The sequence below is a fragment of the Shimia sp. MMG029 genome (genome assembly GCF_027947445.1).
GTDB lineage: Bacteria > Pseudomonadota > Alphaproteobacteria > Rhodobacterales > Rhodobacteraceae > Shimia.
The window spans coordinates 1,072,634-1,090,901 of sequence record NZ_JAQJIM010000001.1; the positions used below are offsets into that span (position 1 = coordinate 1,072,634).

Below are 18,268 nucleotides of genomic sequence, written 5' to 3' on the forward strand. Positions count from 1 at the left end.
CCACAGATGAGCGGCGATCTTCCTGACTATTATTTTCGCGTGCGCGAAAACGGCGCGGCGGTGTTTCGTGTAGATACCGAAAACCGCCATCGCCGGATCGAAATGGATCAGATTGCCGTTCTCAACATCAAAAACGGCGAGGTCAAACCGCACGGTGATCGCACGCTTTCAAGCGAAGACGAGGCTGCGATCTCGCAGTGGATGGAAGAACGCCGTGCGCTTTTGGCGGCCCGCGATCTGGACGATATCTTGCGCACGGTGGATCATCTCAACCTCACCACGCAATGGGCCCAGTCCAAAGCCACTCCGGAGCAGCTGGAAGACATCACCGACACGCTGCTGCTGACCATGCACGACCTGCGCTCCGTCTTGGTGCGCAAAAAAGCAGATCGCCTACTCAAAGGGAAATAAAGCAGGCTTAAGTCGCCCACCCAGTGTCCGCCTTGAGGTGTCGAGCTTAGCTTTTTGCGTTTTGGGCGAACTTTTCGCGCAGCCGGGACAGATCCGTACGCCAGAACCGATACATCAGCATGATCGCAGCCGCCGTCAGGCCAAGTACAAGTCCCAGCCAGATCCCCACACCGCCTAACTCCAGCTTAAAGCCGAGCACATAGGCACAGGACACCCCAAGCAGCCAATAGCTGATCGCGGCAATCACCATCGGGCCGCGCGTGTCCTGCACCCCCCGGAGCAATCCGAGCGCCATAACCTGTGCGCCATCCACAACCTGAAACAACGCCGCGACATAAAGCAGGCTCACGCCAATGGCCAAAATCGCGTCCCGTTCGGTTTCATCCGCATCGATGAACAGCCCGAGCAAATACTCAGGAAACAGCAGAAATAGAATGACGGTGATGCAGGCCATACCAAAAGACATCACAATCGCCACAATCGCGCCACGGGCCATATGGTCTGCATCCTTGCGCCCCATGGCATTGCCCACCCGCACGGTGGCCGCATTAGACAATCCCAGATGCACCATAAAGGCCAGACTTGCCAGTTGCAGCGCAATGCCATGCGCCGCCAACGGGATCTTGCCAAGCCAGCCCATCATAGTGGCGGAGGCGGCAAACAGACCAACCTCAGCCAGATTGGTCAGCCCAATCGGCAACCCCAACTTAAACACCTGCGCAAACACATCCCAGTCTGGCCGCCAGATCCGCGCAAACAACGCATGCTGCGGCAGAGCCCGCAGCGCATAGATCACCACGCCAAACAGCGAAACAAACTGTACCATGATCGAGGCAATCGCCGCACCGCGCACGCCCATTTCCGGCAGTCCAAAGTTGCCAAAGATCAGGCCATAGTTCACCAAAGCATTGACAGGCACCGCCGCAACGGTGACCCAGAACACAACGCGCGTGTGCTCAAGCGCGGCGAGATAGGACTTCAACACCATCACCAATAGCGCTGGCACCAATCCAAACCCGGCAATGCGCAAATACGCCTGCGCCAGCTCGGACACATCCGCTTCTTGCAGCAACACAGCCTGCAACACCTCGCCAGACAGCAGGAAAAGCGGCTGCACAACCACACCAAATATCAACGAGAGCCACAGCCCCATACGCGTGACCCGGCGCAAGGCGGTTTCATCGCCTTCTGCATCCGCTTCCGCAACCAGCGGCATCACCGCAATCGCAAAGCCAGAGCCCAAAATAAACAGCACAAAGAAAAATGTGCTGCCCAAAACAACCGCCGCCAACGCATCAACAGAGTAGCGCCCCAGCATGATGGTATCGGTCAGACCAATGGCAAACTGCGCCACATGACCGCCAATCAAAGGCACCCCAAGGCGCAAAAGCGCGCGCACGTGCTCGCGTGTTGGCATCGGAGACTTGGGGGGTATGCTGCTGACTGTGCTCATTCTTCAGCCATATGCCTGTTATCTAAACAGAGCAAGCCGCCTCTTTGCATGGTCTTTCAATCAGGGGGCAACAAACGCAAAAGGCGACCTCACGCCTGAGATCGCCTTCGGCTTTCAAACGCCGGGGTCGCGCTCCGAACGCGTTTTAATCAGCGTTATTTCCGGCTATCTGGATGCAGCGCCGTGCCCAAAATATGCTCGGATTTATGGATCACATGGCTCGCCGTGTTTGCAATCAACGGGTCTGCTGGCTGTGCAATCTTGGGGTCTTTGCCCGGATAATCCAATGTGCTCAGGAAATGGCGCATGCAGTTCAGTCGCGCACGTTTTTTGTCGTTGGACTTAATCACGGTCCACGGCGCATCTGCGGTGTCCGTGTAAAAGAACATCGCCTCCTTGGCCTCTGTGTAGTCGTCCCATTTGCTGAGGGATGCCTTATCAATCGGGCTGAGTTTCCACTGCTTCAGCGGATCTGTCTCCCGGCTGCCAAAGCGGCGTTTTTGTTCATCCTGCGTCACGGAGAACCAGTACTTGTAGAGCCGGATACCAGAGCGGACCAGCATACGCTCCAGATCCGGTGTCTGGCGCATGAATTCCAGATATTCATTGGGCTCACAAAAGCCCATCACCCGCTCCACGCCTGCGCGGTTGTACCAGCTGCGATCATAAAGCACGATCTCACCCGCAGTCGGCAGATGCTCAATATAGCGCTGGAAATACCACTGTCCGCGCTCTTCGTCCGTTGGCTTATTGAGCGCCACAACACGCGCCGTACGTGGATTCAAATGCTCGGTGAACCGTTTGATTGTGCCGCCTTTACCGGCCGCATCACGCCCCTCAAACAGCATCACGAACTTCTGGCCGGTTTCCTGCGCCCAAAGCTGCACTTTCAAAAGCTCCGCCTGCAACTTGGCTTTCTGCGCCTCATAACTGCGGCGCGACAGCTTCGAGGGATAGGGATACTCGCCACGCTCAAAGGCACGTCGCACATCATCCATGGTGGCCTTATCGACGCTTGGTGTGGACTCTGTGGCCTGCGGTGTTTCAAGTGTTTCCAACGCCAGATCTCCCTCGAATGTGTCTTGCTCAAATTGCTTTTCCAACGGCTTTTCCCTCTGCTGAAATTCTTCGGCAAAAGCCTACCATTGGGCGTACTGCTTGACTTTGACACACGTCAATTCGGAGGCGTGAACATGTGCGTTGTCGGCACAAAAACCAACAATTCTATCACAATGGCCACAGTGCGGACGGAGCTGCCGCTCAAAAAGCTCCGACCAACGTCAGCTACTAGAAACAGTGCGATCGTTACGTTCTTCCCGCTAGTTCCAACGCACTTTCGAACTCTCGTTTGATAAGTTCGAAGTCTTCGATCCCAACGGACACGCGGATCAAGTTATCTTTGATCCCGAGTTTGAGGCGTTCATCCCTCGACAATTTACGGTGTGATGAAACCGCTGGCATGATTACCATCGTAGACACATCGCCAAGCGTTGGGCCGTAAGGGATGTTTTTACATCCGCGCAAAAACGCGTTTGCTTGTGCTCGCTCTCCCTTCAAGACGAAACTAACCATCGCCCCATATCCCGCTGAGATCATTGACGACGCCAGTTGGTGATCTGGGTGTGAAGAAAGTCCGGGGTAGTGGGTCTGTTCCACCATGTCGTGCCCGTCAAAGAACGTGGCCAACTTGTGGGCGTTGTCTTGTGCCTGCCTGAACCGAAGGTCAAATGTGTTTAGCCCGCGCTCAGCCATCCAACAGTTGTAGGGGCTGGCGTTCAAACCCATGGTCGCGATCACATCGCTAATTTTGTCCAACAGGACGGAATCGGTACCACCAAGGTACCCCAGATTCAGATCACTATGCCCCGAGAGCATCTTGGTGACCGAATGCATGACCAGATCAGCGCCTTGATCTAGCGGGCGGAACCCTGTGGGCGTGGTAAATGTATTGTCGATCAGCAACAAGGCTCCGACGGCTTTGCACGCTTTCACCAGCTCGGCGAAATGGGTCACACGCAGCATCGGATTGGATACAATCTCGGCCAACACAACGCGCGTTCCATGCGTGATGGCTCGCTTAAAAGTGACTGGATCGGACGCATCGAAGGTGCGGCAAGCAAACCCCATGCGCGGCAGATCGCCGGTGACCATTTTCAAAGACCGACCATAAAGCTGCGAGGCCGCAGCGATGGAATCTCCAGCCTGTAAGACAGACATAAATGTCGCCGAAATTGCAGACATGCCAGAGGCTGTCATGACGCCAGCATTCGCGCCTTCCATCCAAGAAAGTTTGCTGGCCAAGGTATCCGAGTTTGGATGGCCCTCGCGTGCGTAACCAAAGCCTTCCAGGTCGCCATCATAGACCGACTGCAACTGATCTGCGTCCTCGTAGTGATAGACAACAGACGGCGACAAAGCAGGCACAAGCGGTTCACCCAAGTTCGGGCTTATCGTCCCGCGTCGCACAACCGAGCTATGTGGGTTTTTCATTGTCCATGGTCCTATTGCGTGTCGCAGTGAGATTTTTATTACGTATAGCGGACATTTAGACACAATGCAGCATTCGTGAAGTATGGGCTCAAAGCAGACATTTTCTGCAAATCGTCAACGTGCCGACCTCCTGCGCGTTGCCCATTCATTGCAAAGGGGCTGTTCCGCCTGATGCGCAACATGAGGTTGGACGTTCACCCTCATCCAGTCACATATCCGTTCAATTCTCCTCAATCACAAAACCGCCCCTGCACCTCATAGCGTGCGAACGGGATCTTATCTGGTCGCTCTGGCCGGTCACGCCGCTCTGGCGGGCCGATCACATAATCTTCTGGAGTGCGCGGCCCAGTCAAACTGTCTGGATCAAGCGCGCGGCGGTCACACGTGGCCAAGCTGCGGATCGTGATGGCCTCTGGCGTGCGCAAATCGATCAGATACCCTTCACGTCGCGTGGCCGTCGCAACAAAACGCAGCGGGGGCTCCAACTGAAACGCATCGGTGTCTGTGCCAAACAGCAGGGTTTCGCCTTGCCACTCCCGCCCAGAGGCAAAGATAAGCTCATAAACACCCGGCGGCACCAAAACTCGAAAAAAGTCGCCACCCCGGATATAGGCGGCCAACGCCATTTCTCCGCTGTCTAGACCACGCAGCCGCAATAAGTAATCCGCCGTATCCGTGGTTTTGATTTGCAATGGGATGGTCGCCGGCAAGCCACTGCGGTTCCACAGCAAGCCCTGTGGGCGCTCAAGCGCTGTGGCCTGCGCGCCAAACGCCAATGCAACCAAAATAGACAAACTCAAGCGCCGCACCGCTTTCACTCCATATTTGCTACGTAAGCCTACCGCGCCAACGGATCGGACAGCCATCTAATTTTGTGTGATCTCCCTGCATCATCGCTTCATACCGTCTCTGCGCGTTCTTCCTCTTCCCCCTGCCGCGCTCCCCTGCCATAATGCGGCCTAAGCAACACCAAAAAGAGCAGCCCGCGAATGCCCAACGATCTTCTGGCCGATACCCAGCCGACTGATTACGACGCCTCCTCCATCGAAGTCCTTGAGGGCCTCGAACCCGTGCGCAAACGCCCGGGCATGTATATTGGCGGCACGGACGAACGCGCGTTGCACCATATGGTGGCAGAAATCCTCGACAACTCCATGGACGAAGCGGTGGCCGGTCACGCCAACCGCATCGAAGTGGAGCTACACGCAGACTATTCGCTGACCGTGCGTGACAACGGGCGCGGCATTCCTGTGGATCCCCATCCAAAATTCCCCGACAAATCCGCGCTGGAGGTCATCCTCTGCACCCTGCACGCGGGCGGTAAATTCTCGGGCAAAGCCTATCAGACCTCGGGCGGTCTGCATGGGGTTGGCGCCTCTGTGGTGAACGCACTTTCCGATTTGATGGTTGTACAGGTTGCACGCAACAAAGAGCTCTATGAACAGCGCTTTTCGCGCGGCATCCCGCAGGGCAAGGTCGAAAAAATCGGCGCAGCGCCGAACCGTCGCGGCACCACCGTCACCTTCCACGCGGATGAGCAAATCTTTGGCTCCCACCGCTTCAAGCCCGCGCGCTTGTTCAAATCCATCCGCTCCAAGGCCTACCTCTTCTCCGGCGTTGAAATCCGCTGGAAAACCGCCATTGATGACGGCGAAACCCCAACAGAGGCCACCTTCCACTTCCCCGGCGGTCTGGCGGATTATCTCAAAGAAACCATGGACAAGGCGACCACCTACGCCGAACAGCCCTTTGCGGGCACCGTGGACTTTCAGGAGCGCTTCAACACCCCCGGTAAGGTCGAATGGGCCATCAACTGGACCCCAAGCCGCGACGGCTTCATCCAGTCTTACTGTAACACCGTCCCCACGCCCGAAGGCGGCACGCATGTCTCTGGCTTCTGGGCCGCCGTGCTCAAAGGCATCAAGGCTTACGGCGAGCTTGTGAACAACAAAAAAGCCGCCCAGATCACCCGCGACGACCTCATTACCGGCGGCTGCGCGCTGGTCTCCTGCTTCATCCGCGAGCCGGAATTTGTTGGCCAGACCAAAGACCGCCTCGCCACGGTGGAGGCCCAGCGTCTAGTTGAAAACGCCGTGCGCGACCACTTTGACAACTGGCTGGCGGCAGACACCAAATCCGCCGGTGCGATCCTCGATTTCCTCGTGCTGCGGGCTGAGGAGCGCCTGCGGCGCCGTCAGGAGAAAGAAACCGCCCGCAAAACCGCCACCAAAAAGCTCCGCCTGCCCGGCAAGCTGGTGGATTGTTCGGCCACCAACCGCGAGGGCACCGAGCTGTTCATCGTGGAAGGCGACTCCGCGGGCGGCTCTGCCAAAATGGCGCGCGACCGCAAGAAACAGGCGCTCCTGCCCCTGCGCGGCAAAATCCTCAACGTGCTTGGCGCGGCCAGCTCCAAGATTGGCACCAACCAGGAAATCAACGACCTGACCCAAGCGCTTGGCGTCGGGCTTGGCACCAAATTCAACGTCGATGATCTGCGTTATGACAAGATCATCATCATGACCGACGCGGATGTGGACGGCGCCCACATCGCCGCGCTGCTGATGACATTCTTCTACACCCAGATGCGCCCAATGATCGACGCGGGCCACCTCTACATGGCCTGCCCCCCGCTCTTCCGCCTCACCCAGGGCGCCAAACGCATCTACTGTGTGGACGAAGCGGAAAAAGACATGTGGCTGGAAAAAGGCCTCGGCGGCAAAGGCCGCATCGACGTGAGCCGCTTCAAAGGTCTTGGGGAAATGGACGCCAAAGACCTCAAAGAGACCACGATGGACCCAAATTCCCGAAAACTGATCCGGGTGACAATTGACGAGGACGAACCCGGCGAAACCGACGCGCTGGTGGGCGATCTGATGGGCAAAAAGCCCGAGAAACGCTTCCAGTACATTCAGGAGAATGCGCGGTTTGTGGAGGAGCTGGATGTTTGAACATCTCAAGAACCAAATTGAGCACTCTCTGGGATTGCACGCAAATAGTTACGTCACGTTTCCCGCGAATATGCTATATGATCAGGGCGCGTTAGAGACTTACAAAGATGATTTAGACAGATGTCACATCTACCTTGTTGGCTGGTGTGAACCAGTGAATGTTAAATCGCTTCGCAAAGTTGGAAAAAAAGTAGTGATCGTCGCAGATATCGGTGCGGAAGAACGAATTGCTGAACTTGATACTTTTACAGATGCGCGACTAGACCAGCCAAGCGATAACGATTTTTGTACAGCAGAAGGTGCATCAGTTTTTTTCCGTGGCATTCATCCTTCAGCCTTGCATGAATTGGGCGGGCAACCTTTCGAAGTCGTGTATGTGGGGCAAGCATTTGGAAAAAACGGTGAACGAAAGGCAATAGATCGCTTGCTGGAGCACAAGAAACTTCAAGAAATCTCATTGAAAGGTGATGCAAAAGGCCGACAGCTCACACTTCTCCTACTAGAAGTATCTACTCAAAAGTTGTTCACCGTAATTACACCGAAAATACAAGATGATGAAATTTCTGATGTACAAATTCAGAATGGCATCGATAAGCTTCATGGAACCTCAGAAGCAGAGCGTATCAGCTTGTATGAGGCTGCACTAATTCGCTATTTCTATCCATCTTTCAATAAGATTTTTAAAGATAGCTTCCCTTCGACCAATCTAAGCGTGCTCTCTGATTGCTATAAAAAAGACATTGGGGGAGTTGTCGCAGAGCTTTGTTTCGACAATTTTCCATTCCTACTCCAAAGTGCGCGGGCAAAGGCAGAATTTTATCACATAGCCAAATTCAACCTTCACAACGAAAATGATCGAAACATCTTTTTTTATGGAGAATAGATGTCTGCAACGTTGGTGCCCCCCTCATTTGGATGCACTGAAATCCAACCAACCCTGTGGTGAAGGCTGAACAGGCCCTGTAATGATGTGAAGAGTGACCATCGCGTATGACCCGGCGTAAGTACTCTGAACGGTCGTGCGCGGCAGTATAAGCAACATTCTGCGCCGTTCAAAAAAACCATCCCCCGTAGGGTGCGCAGTTCCTGCGCACCACCCATTCGATACACCACTCCACCAAACTCCCCAAACCGGTGCGCATAAATGCGCACCCTACGGCTTGCTCCTGCACTGTCCGCTTGCCACACTCCGCCCATGCGTATCCTCCTGATCCTCGCCCTCCTGCTCCCCTCCTCCACCCTAGCACAAGCCCGCGCGGACAGCGAGCGCTATCAAAACAACCACATGTCCCCGCAAAGCCAACAGGCGCAGCGCGCGCACCAGTGGTCACAGAACACGCCGCGCACGGCCGATTTCTGTGACAGATACGCCCGCGACGTCTCCCGCCCCTCAGGCCACAACACAACCGCCAATCTTGCCCGCAATCTTGGCTACATCGGCACGCGCGATGGCAAACAGGCGGATGCCTTGGGCATGATCGGCGGGGCCATCAGCGGAAACCCCCAAGCGCAACAGACGCCACAACAGGTGCAAAACCTCTACCAACTGCACTATCGGGACTGTCTGGAGGGCAAAACGCTGCGCCCGTCGCCGCAGTGAAGGCGCATAAACCGACACACGCCTGACCCACCTGTGAACCCTGTTTCAAAGGAAACCCGCTAAGGTCGTCGCATGGTCGATTTTATTCACATCTATCAACTGCCTCTGATCCTGCTGTTTTTTGTGATCGGCAGCATTGGCGCGCTGCTGCTGTTCAAATTCGCCCACCGCTCCAAAGCCTGGGAGCTGGCCGATGTGATCTGGGTCGCGCTTGGGGGCCTCGGGGCCGTGGTCGCGATCGCCGTGGGCATCTATCAGGAGGACAGCAGCGCGCTCAATCGACAGGTGACAGTGGCCTATACCGCCAGCCGCGCCTTTGATGCAGATGCCGCCCGCTTCCGCCTGCGCTACTGCACCAATGTCGACGCGGATGATCTGCAAAAGCTCTGCGAAAAGGTGGAATACCTCTCTGCCAGCTCCGCCAGCAACACCGCCCTGCCGCTCTTTGTCTCCGTGACAGAGCGCCGTGCCCCGCTTGAGGGCTTCACCCTGCTGTTCAAAAACCGCAATGATATGGACACCATGGAAAAGGCCGCCGCGCAGCTGGAAGAGGCGGAATTTCTGGCCTTTGACACCCGCGATGTGCCCACCGTCATGGCGCTCAAAGACATCGCGCCAACACGGCCTGACATCGCCGCGGACTATCGCGTGCTGGCCCTCACCTATGATGCGCTGATCGAAGATGTCAGCGCCCTGCGAGAAGCATGGGAGGTGCTGCAATCCGGCCGCGCCCTGTTGATTTTGCAATTTGTCGCCATTTGCCTTGTGGCCTTTGCCGCGCCTTTCCGGCTGGGGCGCACAATTGACGGGTTGATCTGAGCGTCATGGCGCGACTTCGGCCTTGTCCGCTCAGGCCGCTTTGCTAATCTCGCCCCATGCACCGCCTGCTTTGCCTTCTCTCGCTCACGCTGATCTCCTGCTCCCGCCCGCTGACGGAGACAGAGGCCGCCTTTGCACGCTATGTGCATGGCGCGGGGCTCGACACCGCGCGCGTGCGCATCACCCGCGACGTGCCGCTCGGTGTGGCCACTTTTGAATATAAAAAACGCCCGCGTCTGGCCTGTCGCGAACGCATCAATCCCGAGCCCAAAGAAGAGGTCATCACCGCCTCCCCCGCAGGCGTGGTGCTGTTCAATCGGCTTTTCACCACAGAGGGCTGGTCCGTGCCAAATTACGTGCCCGACTATCCCGAAAAACTGCACATGAGCGCCGCGCTGTTCTTTGCCCATGAAATGACCCACATCTGGCAGTGGCAAAATCGCGAGATCACCGGCTACTCGCCGCGCCGCGCCGCCAGCGAGCACAAACGCGGCGTGGATCCTTACCAATTCGAAACAGCCTCTGCTGAGACATTTCTGGACTATGGCTATGAGCAGCAGGCGGCGGTGGTCGAAGAATATCTCTGTTGCGCGATCCTTGATCCCGAGGCGCCGCGCACCACACGGCTGCGCGCGCTGCTGGATGATCACTTCCCGGTCGATGATTTGCCCCGTCTGGAGTCTGTGATCCTGCCGTGGGATGGCGCAGAACTTGAGGGTATTTGCCGCTGATCACAGCGCGATTTTGCACCTACGTCATACAGACGCAATACCGTAGCGATACCGACGCAATACCGATGTGTTTCCCCGCACAAAAAAGGGGCCATCGGCCCCTTCTGTGCATCTACGCTTATTTGTAACCGAAGGCGCTGTCCGGGATCAGCTGTCGCTTGCCCCCCGGTGGCGTCCACTCACTTTCAAAACAGGCGGTGCCTTCTTTCTGGAAATACAACACCTTAATGTCATACCAGCCCGCCTGAGGCACATTCACCTGCGGCCGCCCCGCACTGGCACAGGCCGTAATGCCATCCAGCTTGCCCACAGTCTGTCCGCTGATCCAGATCTGAGCGCCATCATTTGTATAAAATTCAATACCATAGACCCCAGCAGCCGGGAACTTGATGTAGCCCTTAACCTCGGCTGAAACCAGTTCAGCGCGACCGGATGTCATCACTGGCGCACCTTTGCCCTTGTCAGGGAAATTCAAACCCGGCAGCGGCTCACCCGCCTCACCAAAGCGCTCAATCCGTCGTTGCGCAGGATGCAGATTGCGCACATTCCGATCATTGACCGCATAGACCACCGACAGCCCGGTCTTGAGACCCTTCGGTTGCGGGTTGGCAGGTGTCAACTCAATCACCTGCGCCGAAAGTGCGCCCCCCAACAGAACAGAAACAGCTGTCAACGCACTGAAAACAATAGACTTCATTTTGCAACCTCCCTCGTGTCGCAGACTTCTTTGGCAGCCTAAAACCTTTGCCGCCTTCAGGGCAAGTCACAGTTCAGAAACTGCGAGACCTATCTGGCATTCAGCCTTTACTACGGCGCAACCCTGCCGCGTCCAAGAGCTCGCTCCAATGAGAAAAGGCCACATCATGAGAAATTTCGTCTACGGCGGACTTTCGATACCCTTCGGTAAACAAGGCAAAAGTCACCCCAGCGTTTGACGCAGTATCCGCATCCACTTCGCTGTCCCCGACATAAAGCACGTCACTTTTCTGGACATCGCCCATCGCTGCCAACAACGGTTTTGGATCAGGTTTGCGCACCGGCAAACTGTCCCCACCGATCACAGCCTCAAAAAAGCTGGCCAGCCCTAAACCGTCCAGGACATGCCGAGCAGGCTCCACAGGTTTGTTTGTGCACACAGCCAAGGTAAACCCTTGTTCCTTCAGATGCTTCAGCGTGTCGAGCACACCATCATAGACCACCGACTTGTCAGAGTTTGAAGCGTTGTAGATCGCCAGAACACGCGCATGGATCCGATCGAACTCTACCTCTTCAATGTTGCGGGCCGCCATGACCCGCTCCACCAAAGTTGGCAAGCCGTTTCCAATGAACTTGATGGTGGTAGGAAGGTCGAGCGGCGCGAGCCCCTCCTCTTCTAGCATCACATTTACGGATGCCTGAATGTCTGGTGCACTATCTACCAGCGTGCCATCCAGATCGAAAATCACTGCCTTGACCATCTTCACCGCTCCCTTGCGTTTGGCGCAAAGAAACAAGGTTTTAGACCAATGGCAAGCGCCCTGATCAGCTTCCTGCTGCGCGATACCAGGAAATGATCGCCTGCCGCTCTTCCAGCTCCATCCAGCTTACATTGGCCGGGGGCATTGCATGGCTCACGCCCGATTGAAGGTAGATTTCACGCGCCATCGCGGCGACTTCTGTTGGCGTTTCAAGCAAAACGTTCTTTGGCGCTCGATGAATGCCATCATAAAATGGCTCACGTGCATGGCACATTGAACACCGTCCCAAAACGATATCAGTAACATCTTCAAAACCATCCGCAGAGGCAAACACCTGCTCGGCAGGCGTGAAGCCACGCGCCTCCTCTTCCTCAAGCGGGGTGTGCGCCATCGGGGCCGTTGACAACCACATGATGAGCACAAAAAGGATCGCGGTCACTGCCCATGTCCAATATGGCATACCTTTGCGCGCATGCATGGTGTTGAAGAAATGCCGGATGGTGACCCCCATCAAGAACACGAGCGCCGCAATGATCCAATTATACTCGGTGGCAAAGGCCAGCGGGTAGTGATTGGACAACATCAGGAACACGACCGGCAAGGTCAGATAGTTGTTGTGGGTCGAGCGCAGCTTGGCAATTTTGCCGTACTTCGGATCCGGCGTACGACCTTCTTGCAAGTCTTTCACCACGATACGCTGGTTTGGCATGATGATAAAAAACACATTTGCAGTCATGATCGTTGCGGTAAATGCCCCCAAATGCAGCATCATTGCGCGACCAGTGAACACCTGCGTGTATCCCCAGCCCATCACAACAAGCAGAGCAAAAAGCAGAACCATCAAAACCGTTGGAAATTCACCCAACTTGGATTTGCAGAGAAAATCATACACCAACCAGCCGACGCCAAGCGAGAGCGCTGAGATTACAATGCCTTGCCAAAGTACGAGATCAGATTTGGTCTGATCCACGAGGTAAAGTTCGCCGCCCACCCAATAGACGACCATCAAAAGTGCCGCACCGCTGAGCCAAGTGGAATAGCTCTCCCATTTGAACCAGGTCAGATGCTCTGGCATCGCCTCGGGGGCCACGAGGAATTTGCGAATGTGATAGAATCCCCCGCCATGCACCTGCCATTCTTCGCCATGTGCTCCGACAGGCAGATTGGGCGCTTTGCGCAGCCCCAAATCCAATGCAATGAAGTAGAAAGATGAGCCAATCCAGGCAATCGCGGTGATCACGTGCAGCCACCGCACCGCAAATTCCAGCCAATCCCAGATGATCGCGAACTCGTTCATGGTTTTCTCTCTTTTTGTCGTCGCAGTAAGCTAGCGCCCCTTCGTTTTCTTCTCTATCGTGAAAAACTCCGAACAGCTTCAAGAAAATCCTGAAGATCACATGTCTTACATCGACAACATTCGCACATTTGTACGCGTTTATGAACTTGGCAGCATGTCAGCCGCCGCGCGGGATCAGCGTATTTCGGCAGCGGTGGCCTCATCGCGCATCTCACAATTAGAGGAATATCTAAGCGTTCGATTGTTCCACCGTACGACACGTCAGCTCAACCCAACAGAGCAAGGCAACACCTTCTATGACGGAGCCTGCAAGATTCTGGAGGCCATTGACGAAGCTGAATCGGCCGTGAATTCCATCACGCAAAGCCCTCGTGGATTGCTGCACATAGCGGCACCTCTCGGCGTTGGCCGTCGCCTGATTGCACCTTTAATACCTGAATTCAAAAAAGAATATCCTCTGATAGATCTGCGATTGCGTCTTTCAGACCGCAAGCTCGATCTCACCGCAGAGGGTCTGGATGTGGCCTTCTTTCTTGGCTTGCCCGAAGACAGCACTCTGCGCATTCGCAAGATCGCCGACTGCCCTCGTGTGCTCTGCGCAGCGCCCAAATACCTTTCCGAACGCGGCGTGCCCGAAAACCCTGAGGCGCTCACAAACGGCGCCCACGACTGTCTGAACTTGCGCTACCCCGGGGCACCGGAGTTTCAGTGGCCGCTGGAGACAGAGATCGGAACCCGCCGCTTTGCTGTCAGAGGGCCTTTTGAATCTGACGATGGAGATGTGCTCACAAATTGGGCACTTGAGGGCTTTGGCATCACCCTCAAGCCTGTGTTTGAAATTGCTGAGCACCTAAAATCTGGCGCTTTGGTCCCAGTGCTTCAGGATACGCCCCCGATCCCCATTCAAATGGCACTCTTGTACACGCACCGACGCCATCAAGACCCCAAGACGCGCCTTTTGATCGAGTTCATGACCCCGCGTGTTCAAGCCGCGCTCAAAGGAACGCTTTCAATCTCAGAGAATTAGCTGCCCCGATAGGTGGAGTAGCCATAGGGGGACAGCAAAAGGGGCACGTGATAGTGCGCAGCGGCATCAGACATGCCAAACCGGATTGGGACGTCATCCAAAAACAGCGGATCATCGCCCGCCTGCCCTGTCTCACGCAGGTAGTCTCCGCAATGGAAGATCAACTCGTAAGACCCCGTCTGGAATTTGTCTTCCGGCAAAATCGGCGCATCGGTGCGGCCATCATCATTGGTGATGGTCTCTGCGATCTTACGGTGTGAGTTGCCGCTCACCTTATAGAGCGAAATACGAATGCCCTTTGCCGGCACCCCACGCGCCGTATCCAAAACATGTGTTGTCAGAAAACCAGCCATGACTATCCCTCATATATTCTGTGCATTGTCTATCGCCGAAGATGAAACTGCACGCAAAGTCAGAGTGCCAACAACTCTTTCATGAATAAAGAGAAAGTCTTGGGCATTTTCACGCGTTAGAACATAATGACAAAAATGTGAGGGAGCCGACCACGTGACTCGTTACGTCCGGAACATGCGGGGCTATGGCCCAAATCCACCCAAAGCCGCCTGGCCCAACGACGCTAAAGTCGCCGTTCAGTTTGTGCTGAACTACGAAGAAGGTGGCGAAAACTGTGTCCTGCATGGAGATGCAGCCTCAGAGGCGTTTCTCTCGGATATTCCGGGCGCCGCCCAATGGCCCGACCAGCGTCATTGGAACATGGAGTCGATCTACGAATACGGAGCACGGGCCGGGTTCTGGCGCTTGCACCGCTTGTTCACCGGGGCCGACATCCCCGTCACAATCTATGGCGTGGCCACTGCTCTCGCGCGCAGCCCTGAACAGGTTGCCGCCATGAAAGGCGCAGGCTGGGAAATCGCCAGCCATGGCTTGAAGTGGGTTGAACATAAAGACATGCCGGAGGATGAAGAGAGCGCTTCGATCGCAGAAGCGATCCGGCTCCACACCGAAGTCGTCGGGGAGCGCCCGCGCGGTTGGTACACAGGCCGCTGCTCAGCAAACACGGTGCGTCTGGTCGCAGAGGAAGGCGGCTTTGACTACATTTCAGATACTTATGACGATGACTTGCCTTATTGGATAGAGCTTGAAGACCGTGATCAGCTGATCATCCCCTACACGCTTGAGGCCAATGACATGCGGTTTGCCACCGCGCCGGGATGGGTCACCGGGCAAGATTTCTATACCTATCTGAAAGATGCATTCGACGTCCTTTATGCCGAAGGCTGCGACGGCGCGCCCAAGATGCTGTCCATCGGTCTGCATTGTCGCTTGGTGGGACGTCCCGGTAAGCTTGCTGCCCTCAAACAGTTCATAGACTACATCCAGAGCTTCGAAGGTGTCTGGACGCCACGGCGTATTGAAATTGCCGAACACTGGCAAACAAACCACCCACATCGCCGCATCGAACGTCCCAGCCAAATGAGCAAAGAGCGCTTTGTTGACTGCTATGGCGGGATCTTTGAGCACTCTCCTTGGGTGGCCGATTTGGCCCACGATCTGGAGCTTGGGCCAGCCCATGACTGCGCAGCGGGTGTGCACAATGTGCTGTGCCGTGCGTTCCGCCGTGCGCCACAAGACGCGCGCCTCAAAGTTCTGCGTGCCCACCCTGATCTGGCAGGAAAACTGGCCGCAGCAGGTCGTTTGACTGAAGAAAGCACATCAGAACAGGCCAGCGCAGGGCTTGATATGTTGACTGACGGTGAACGCACCCGGTTCACCCAGTTCAACACCGAATACGTCGCAAAGCATGGCTTTCCGTTCATTATCGCGGTGCGCGATCACAACAAAGCGTCGATCATGGCGGCTTTTGAGCGCCGGATCGGCAACGACAACGAAACTGAATTTGCAGAGGCCTGCCGCCAGGTTGAGCGGATCGCGGAATTCAGATTACAGGATCTTCTGCCGTGAAACAGATCATCGCGCGCCAGCTGTCCGCAGAAGGCTTTGCGCCATTTGGCGATGTCATCGAGCTGAAAGACACACCCGACAAAATCATCAATCAGGGCATGTGCGGCCGTCATCACGATCTGGCAAACATGGATTTCGGGCCAGACGGGCGCGCGGGCATTTCATTGTTCAACGCCACGCCCCGCGCACTCCCGTACACCGTCGATATGGTGGAACGTCACCCCGAAGGCTCCCAGGCTTTCATACCGATGACAGAACACGCGTTTTTGGTGATCGTTGCCAAAGATTTAGGCGGAGTGCCAGATGCACCGCTGGCATTCCTCACAGCACCGGGACAAGCGATCAATTTTCATCGCAATACGTGGCACGGTGTCCTGACTCCGCTTTCAAACCCCGGCCTCTTTGCTGTGGTGGATCGCATTGGAGACACTGCCAATCTTGAAGAATTTTGGTTCGACACACCCTATCAGGTTGTGGAGGAGCAAAGCCCTCGATCAGGTCCTCCCTGATCTTATCGCTCCAAGTGGCTCACCTAACGAAGCTGCGGGGCACAACGACCGACAGGAGAAGACAACATGGCTGAAACCACAGCTACGAATACACAGAGTTTGGGACAGTACTCTGACCCAAACGTCACACCTCCGCTTGGCCAAGCGATCCCGCTGGGCTTTCAACACGTTTTGGCGATGTTTGCCTCAAACGTAACCCCTTCTATCATCGTGGCCGGGGCGGCTGGGCTCGCCTTTGGCGGGCCTGAGCAAATTTATCTCATTCAAATGGCGATGCTATTTGCCGGGATCGCGACACTGTTTCAGACCGTGGGCATTGGCCCAATTGGCGCCCGCCTGCCCATTATGCAGGGCACGAGCTTTGCTTTTGTGGGCGTACTGGCAGGCGTTGCAGCCACTCAGGGGCTTAGCGTTGCGCTCACCGCCTGCATCATTGGCGGTGTGATCCACTTTGCGCTCGGCTCTGTGATTGGCAAATTGCGCTGGCTTTTCCCCCCATTGGTCACCGGCCTCGTAATCCTTGCAATCGGTCTCTACCTGATCCCAGTGGCCATCAAATATGCGGCAGGCGGGGCCGCGCCAATTCAAATGGAGGCAGCAAGCTTTGGCTCGCTCAAGCACTGGTCCGTGGCGCTGACCGTTGTTATCGTTGCGCTGGCATTGAAGTTCTACACCAAAGGCGTGTTGTCCAACGCCGCTATTCTGGTGGGCCTGCTTGCAGGCTATGTGCTGGCCTTTGCACTTGGCATGGTCAGCTTTGCAGCGGTGAGCAAAGCCTCATGGATAACAGGCATCACCCCTCTGCCCTACGGCTTTGAATTCAGCCTTGGTGCGGTCATTGCCGTCACGCTGGTGTCGGTTGTGTCTGCAATTGAGACGGCGGGCGATGCCTCTGCCACGGCCAAAGCAGGTGCAGGGCGTGACGCAACCGACGCAGAGATCCAAGGCGCGACTTACGCTGATGGTCTCGGCACGGCAATTGCGGGTGTCTTTGGAGGATTGCCAAATACCTCCTTCAGCCAGAACGTCGGCATTGTCGGTATGACCGGTGTCATGAGCCGCCATGTTGTGACCATCGGCGGCATCGTTCTGATCATCTGTGGCCTGCTGCCAAAAATCGGTGCGGTCATCGCATCCATGCCTCTCCCCGTGCTTGGTGGTGGTGTGATCGTGATGTTTGGTATGGTGGCCTCTGCGGGTCTCAACGTGCTGACCGAGGTGAACATGAACCGCCGCAATATGGTGATCATTGCAGTCTCGCTCGCCGCTGGCCTGGGGCTTAACTTGGTGCCAACAGCGGTTCAGTACCTGCCAGGTGTCGTCAAAACGCTGATGACCTCAGCAGTCGCCCCAACAGCGCTCTGCGCAATTGTTTTGAACTTGGTGCTGCCACAGGAAGACAACTGATAACACCTAAGCACTTGCAAAAGGGGCGCTCGCGCCCCTTTTTTTATGCCTAAATCTAGGCCAACATCTCCAACTTAAATATACATACTTAGCATTTATCAGTCATGACGCCTGCGCATGGGAGCCATGCACCGGCCCCACTAGCAGAATGGTTTAATATTAAACTATAAAGGCTGAAACGCGGATTTCAGTGGAG

The 18,268-nt window shown here is 55.8% G+C and carries 18 protein-coding genes; 10 read left to right on the top strand and 8 right to left on the bottom strand.

Going from position 1 to position 18,268, the window contains the following annotated elements:
• The first annotated feature begins 6 nt into the window (after nucleotides 1-6).
• Entirely contained in the window at nucleotides 7-411 is a 405-nt protein-coding gene (locus tag PJL69_RS05095; RefSeq protein ID WP_271308678.1) for a hypothetical protein, read from the top strand.
• Between the two features lie 46 nt (nucleotides 412-457).
• Here PJL69_RS05095 and PJL69_RS05100 read toward each other — a convergent pair whose 3' ends face one another.
• From PJL69_RS05100 to PJL69_RS05115, 4 genes are all read right to left on the bottom strand, one after another.
• Nucleotides 458-1,864, bottom strand: a complete 1,407-nt coding sequence (locus tag PJL69_RS05100) for an MATE family efflux transporter (protein ID WP_271308679.1) — start codon at nucleotides 1,862-1,864, stop codon at nucleotides 458-460.
• A gap of 155 nt (nucleotides 1,865-2,019) precedes the next feature.
• Complete coding sequence (gene ppk2 / locus PJL69_RS05105) at nucleotides 2,020-2,862, bottom strand: polyphosphate kinase 2 (RefSeq protein ID WP_271308982.1); 843 nt, start codon at nucleotides 2,860-2,862, stop codon at nucleotides 2,020-2,022.
• 307 nt (nucleotides 2,863-3,169) lie between these two features.
• A complete protein-coding gene (locus PJL69_RS05110) occupies nucleotides 3,170-4,354 on the bottom strand; it encodes a trans-sulfuration enzyme family protein (protein ID WP_271308680.1) in 1,185 nt (394 codons plus the stop codon).
• Between the two features lie 230 nt (nucleotides 4,355-4,584).
• Nucleotides 4,585-5,154, bottom strand: a complete 570-nt coding sequence (locus tag PJL69_RS05115) for a hypothetical protein (protein WP_271308681.1) — start codon at nucleotides 5,152-5,154, stop codon at nucleotides 4,585-4,587.
• 189 nt (nucleotides 5,155-5,343) lie between these two features.
• Between PJL69_RS05115 and parE the strand changes: the two genes are divergently transcribed.
• The 5 genes from parE to PJL69_RS05140 all read left to right on the top strand — a co-directional run bounded on the left by parE (nucleotide 5,344) and on the right by PJL69_RS05140 (nucleotide 10,452).
• Complete coding sequence (gene parE / locus PJL69_RS05120) at nucleotides 5,344-7,302, top strand: DNA topoisomerase IV subunit B (RefSeq protein WP_271308682.1); 1,959 nt, start codon at nucleotides 5,344-5,346, stop codon at nucleotides 7,300-7,302.
• Nucleotides 7,295-8,185 carry a hypothetical protein gene (locus PJL69_RS05125; protein WP_271308683.1) on the top strand — a complete coding sequence of 297 codons (891 nt, stop codon included), beginning with the start codon at nucleotides 7,295-7,297 and terminating at the stop codon, nucleotides 8,183-8,185. The genes parE and PJL69_RS05125 overlap by 8 nt, the downstream gene beginning before the upstream one ends.
• 261 nt (nucleotides 8,186-8,446) lie before the next feature.
• Nucleotides 8,447-8,902 (top strand): hypothetical protein, encoded by a 456-nt coding sequence (locus PJL69_RS05130; RefSeq protein ID WP_271308684.1) that lies wholly within the window; start codon nucleotides 8,447-8,449, stop codon nucleotides 8,900-8,902.
• Nucleotides 8,903-8,974: 72 nt separating this feature from the next.
• Nucleotides 8,975-9,721, top strand: a complete 747-nt coding sequence (locus PJL69_RS05135; protein ID WP_271308685.1) for a hypothetical protein — start codon at nucleotides 8,975-8,977, stop codon at nucleotides 9,719-9,721.
• A gap of 56 nt (nucleotides 9,722-9,777) precedes the next feature.
• Entirely contained in the window at nucleotides 9,778-10,452 is a 675-nt protein-coding gene (locus PJL69_RS05140; protein WP_271308686.1) for a hypothetical protein, read from the top strand.
• Between the two features lie 118 nt (nucleotides 10,453-10,570).
• On the opposite strand, the gene PJL69_RS05145 is transcribed toward PJL69_RS05140, so the two are convergent.
• The 3 genes from PJL69_RS05145 to PJL69_RS05155 form a co-directional block, all read right to left on the bottom strand.
• Entirely contained in the window at nucleotides 10,571-11,149 is a 579-nt protein-coding gene (locus tag PJL69_RS05145) for a PA14 domain-containing protein (protein ID WP_271308687.1), read from the bottom strand.
• A 100-nt stretch (nucleotides 11,150-11,249) separates the two neighbouring features.
• On the bottom strand, nucleotides 11,250-11,909 hold the full coding sequence (gene gph / locus PJL69_RS05150) for a phosphoglycolate phosphatase (RefSeq protein WP_271308688.1): 660 nt from the start codon (nucleotides 11,907-11,909) through the stop codon (nucleotides 11,250-11,252).
• Between the two features lie 64 nt (nucleotides 11,910-11,973).
• A complete protein-coding gene (locus PJL69_RS05155; RefSeq protein WP_271308689.1) occupies nucleotides 11,974-13,206 on the bottom strand; it encodes a urate hydroxylase PuuD in 1,233 nt (410 codons plus the stop codon).
• A gap of 100 nt (nucleotides 13,207-13,306) precedes the next feature.
• On the opposite strand from PJL69_RS05155, the gene PJL69_RS05160 reads away from it, so the two are divergent.
• Complete coding sequence (locus tag PJL69_RS05160) at nucleotides 13,307-14,233, top strand: LysR family transcriptional regulator (RefSeq protein WP_271308690.1); 927 nt, start codon at nucleotides 13,307-13,309, stop codon at nucleotides 14,231-14,233.
• On the opposite strand, the gene uraH is transcribed toward PJL69_RS05160, so the two are convergent.
• Entirely contained in the window at nucleotides 14,230-14,586 is a 357-nt protein-coding gene (gene uraH, locus PJL69_RS05165) for a hydroxyisourate hydrolase (protein ID WP_271308691.1), read from the bottom strand. The two genes, PJL69_RS05160 and uraH, sit on opposite strands and share 4 nt — an antisense overlap.
• A gap of 154 nt (nucleotides 14,587-14,740) precedes the next feature.
• Between uraH and puuE the strand changes: the two genes are divergently transcribed.
• The 3 genes from puuE to PJL69_RS05180 all read left to right on the top strand — a co-directional run bounded on the left by puuE (nucleotide 14,741) and on the right by PJL69_RS05180 (nucleotide 18,072).
• A complete protein-coding gene (gene puuE, locus PJL69_RS05170; RefSeq protein WP_271308692.1) occupies nucleotides 14,741-16,156 on the top strand; it encodes an allantoinase PuuE in 1,416 nt (471 codons plus the stop codon).
• Nucleotides 16,153-16,665, top strand: coding sequence for an ureidoglycolate lyase (locus PJL69_RS05175; protein ID WP_271308693.1), 513 nt, complete (start codon nucleotides 16,153-16,155; stop codon nucleotides 16,663-16,665). The genes puuE and PJL69_RS05175 overlap by 4 nt, the downstream gene beginning before the upstream one ends.
• 66 nt (nucleotides 16,666-16,731) lie before the next feature.
• Nucleotides 16,732-18,072 carry a uracil-xanthine permease family protein gene (locus tag PJL69_RS05180; RefSeq protein WP_271308694.1) on the top strand — a complete coding sequence of 447 codons (1,341 nt, stop codon included), beginning with the start codon at nucleotides 16,732-16,734 and terminating at the stop codon, nucleotides 18,070-18,072.
• Nucleotides 18,073-18,268 lie beyond the last annotated feature (196 nt).

Excerpts from the sequence above, each read along its gene's own strand:
- PJL69_RS05160 (WP_271308690.1), top strand. The coding sequence starts at position 13,307 with ATGTCTTACATCGACAACATTCGCACATTTGTACGCGTTTATGAACTT.
- PJL69_RS05110 (WP_271308680.1), bottom strand. The coding sequence starts at position 4,354 with ATGAAAAACCCACATAGCTCGGTTGTGCGACGCGGGACGATAAGCCCG.
- PJL69_RS05100 (WP_271308679.1), bottom strand. The coding sequence starts at position 1,864 with ATGAGCACAGTCAGCAGCATACCCCCCAAGTCTCCGATGCCAACACGC.
- PJL69_RS05155 (WP_271308689.1), bottom strand. The coding sequence starts at position 13,206 with ATGAACGAGTTCGCGATCATCTGGGATTGGCTGGAATTTGCGGTGCGG.
- uraH (WP_271308691.1), bottom strand. The coding sequence starts at position 14,586 with ATGGCTGGTTTTCTGACAACACATGTTTTGGATACGGCGCGTGGGGTG.
- PJL69_RS05130 (WP_271308684.1), top strand. The coding sequence starts at position 8,447 with ATGCGCACCCTACGGCTTGCTCCTGCACTGTCCGCTTGCCACACTCCG.
- PJL69_RS05135 (WP_271308685.1), top strand. The coding sequence starts at position 8,975 with ATGGTCGATTTTATTCACATCTATCAACTGCCTCTGATCCTGCTGTTT.
- PJL69_RS05095 (WP_271308678.1), top strand. The coding sequence starts at position 7 with ATGAGCGGCGATCTTCCTGACTATTATTTTCGCGTGCGCGAAAACGGC.
- gph (WP_271308688.1), bottom strand. The coding sequence starts at position 11,909 with ATGGTCAAGGCAGTGATTTTCGATCTGGATGGCACGCTGGTAGATAGT.
- parE (WP_271308682.1), top strand. The coding sequence starts at position 5,344 with ATGCCCAACGATCTTCTGGCCGATACCCAGCCGACTGATTACGACGCC.
- PJL69_RS05140 (WP_271308686.1), top strand. The coding sequence starts at position 9,778 with ATGCACCGCCTGCTTTGCCTTCTCTCGCTCACGCTGATCTCCTGCTCC.
- PJL69_RS05125 (WP_271308683.1), top strand. The coding sequence starts at position 7,295 with ATGTTTGAACATCTCAAGAACCAAATTGAGCACTCTCTGGGATTGCAC.
- PJL69_RS05145 (WP_271308687.1), bottom strand. The coding sequence starts at position 11,149 with ATGAAGTCTATTGTTTTCAGTGCGTTGACAGCTGTTTCTGTTCTGTTG.
- PJL69_RS05180 (WP_271308694.1), top strand. The coding sequence starts at position 16,732 with ATGGCTGAAACCACAGCTACGAATACACAGAGTTTGGGACAGTACTCT.
- ppk2 (WP_271308982.1), bottom strand. The coding sequence starts at position 2,862 with ATGGATGATGTGCGACGTGCCTTTGAGCGTGGCGAGTATCCCTATCCC.